The sequence below is a fragment of the Streptomyces sp. NPDC054840 genome (genome assembly GCF_053611065.1).
This window is the reverse complement of the sequence record NZ_JBSGZP010001005.1, coordinates 1-1,913: the sequence shown is the minus strand read 5'-3', so window position 1 is coordinate 1,913 and position 1,913 is coordinate 1. Positions and strand designations below refer to the sequence as shown.

The following is a 1,913-nucleotide window of genomic DNA, read 5'->3' as shown; positions in this document are numbered from 1 at the left end:
CGTCGTCGCCGAGGGCGTCACGGACGGCTACGGCCTGGCGCTCCAAGGCGTCGAGGTAGCGGCCGGTGAGCCCCTCGGGGGCGCCGATGCGGGTGAAGAGGTTGCAGAAGCCGCAGCGGATCTCGCAGAAGGGTATGTGGAGGTAGAGGGAGAGGGCGTCCCTGCGTTCGCCGTGCCACAGGTCGCGCAGGGACGGCCGGTCGGGGAGGGGGCGGTAGGCGGTCTTGTGGGGGTAGGCGTACACGTAGGCGCTGTACGGGCGGATCTCGGGCGGTGCGGTGGCCGCGGACGGGGCGGGCGCGAGGGCGGTCATGCGGACGGCTCCAGGAAGAAGTGGGCGTACGGCACGGTCCAGACGGCCTGGTGGGCGAGGCGGTGGCCGGTGTAGCCGTCGTCGCCGTAGGTGGTGCCGTGGTCGGAGCACACGATGGCGAAGCAGCGGCGCCGGGAGCTCATGGCGGTGAGGAGCCGGCCGATGTGCCGGTCGATGTATTCGAGAGCGGCGGCGTGCGTGGCACGCGTGTCGCCCGCTTCGGCGGTGGCGCCGGGAAGGTGGAACCAGTTGGGCTGGTGCAGCGCGGAGGCGTTGACGAAGAGGAACAGCCGCTGTGCGGCGGGGAGCGCGGCGACGACCTGTTCGGCCCGCTCGACCTGTGCCTCGAAGGAGGTGGGCGACGCGACGCCGAACGCCGGCTCCCAGTGGCTCTCCTGGAACATGCCCGGGAGTACGTCGCCCAGCGCACCCTGCTTGTTGAAGAAGCCGACGCCGCCGACGCACACCGTGCGGTACCCGGCCGCGGCCAGGCCGGACACCAGGTCGGGGGTGTCGAAGACGTACGTGCGGCCGGCGGTGGTCTCGCTGCCGGCGAAACGGGCGGCGAACAGCCGCGGGTGCGGACCGGGCCGGGCGGGGGTGGGCAGGAAACCGGCGAACATCGCCTGATGGGAGGCGTAGGTGAAGCTGCCGGGGGCGTGCCGTTCCTCCCAGCCGCCACCGGGCAGGTGCCGGGCCAGGTTCGGAATGCGCCCGGCGTCGGCCAGTTCGACGGCGACGTCGTGGCGCAGGGTGTCCAGGGTGAGCAGGAGGAGGTCGTCGCGGCCGACGACCTCGTTCATGTCGGGGAGCGGGAGCGCTGGGGTTTCAGGCGGGTGCACGGTGGTTCCTCGTGGGGTGCTGCTGTACGTGTCTTCGGATGGCGGCGGCCACTTGCGCGGCGTAGGTGTCCTGGCCCTCGGCACCACTGCCGGGCAGCCCGGTCAGCCCCGGCAGGAGATCGCCGAAGGCATTGACCTCGGCTACGGCGAACCGGCGCCAGCCGACGGCGGGCAGCAGGTCGACACCGACGCACAGGGTGTTCGGGAAGCAGGCCGCGGCCCGCTCGCAGGTCCGCAGGGCCTCGGCCCAGGCGGGGCCCGCAGCCCGGACCGCGGCGGCGAGGTCGCCGCGCCGGCCGCCGAGATGGAGGTTGGTCATGGGGGTCCGGCTGGTGCGCACCACGGCGTGGGTGGCCCGCCCGGCCACGACGACCACGCGCAGGTCGGCCGCCCCGTCCCCGAGCGAGGCCTTGGGCCACCAGCGTTCCACGTGGAGACCGTCGGCGGCGAGGGCGTCGACCAGCGCGGCGACCTCCGGCTCGCGCGTGAGACGGCGTACCCGCAGGGAGTTGTGCAGCCGGCCGCCCTCCGCGCTCTCCACGGAGGTGGTCGCCCTGATCCGGCCCCCGCCGGCCGTCTCGACGGCGACGACCCCGGAGGCCGAGGACCCGTGGGCGGGCTTGAGGAACACCCGCGGCATGCCGTGCGCGGCCATGAGGGACCGGACGTCGTCCCAGCCGCGCACCGGAGCGTCGCCGCCCGAGGTCGGCGAGCGAGGAACGGGGACCCCGGCTCGGGCGAGCGCCTCGTGGCAGAGC

General features: G+C 74.1%; 2 protein-coding genes and 1 pseudogene. All 3 read right to left on the bottom strand.

Features of this window, described 5'->3' with window-relative positions:
• Nucleotides 1-313: pseudogene (locus ACWGIU_RS36895) on the bottom strand (STM4012 family radical SAM protein); the annotation flags it as partial.
• Nucleotides 310-1,116 (bottom strand): STM4013/SEN3800 family hydrolase, encoded by an 807-nt coding sequence (locus ACWGIU_RS36890; protein ID WP_453712437.1) that lies wholly within the window; start codon nt 1,114-1,116, stop codon nt 310-312. The gene ACWGIU_RS36890 and the pseudogene ACWGIU_RS36895, both read right to left, overlap by 4 nt.
• Nucleotides 1,117-1,141: 25 nt before the next feature.
• The coding region (locus ACWGIU_RS36885; protein ID WP_453712436.1) for an STM4014 family protein at nt 1,142-1,913 on the bottom strand (772 nt) is incomplete at its 5' end.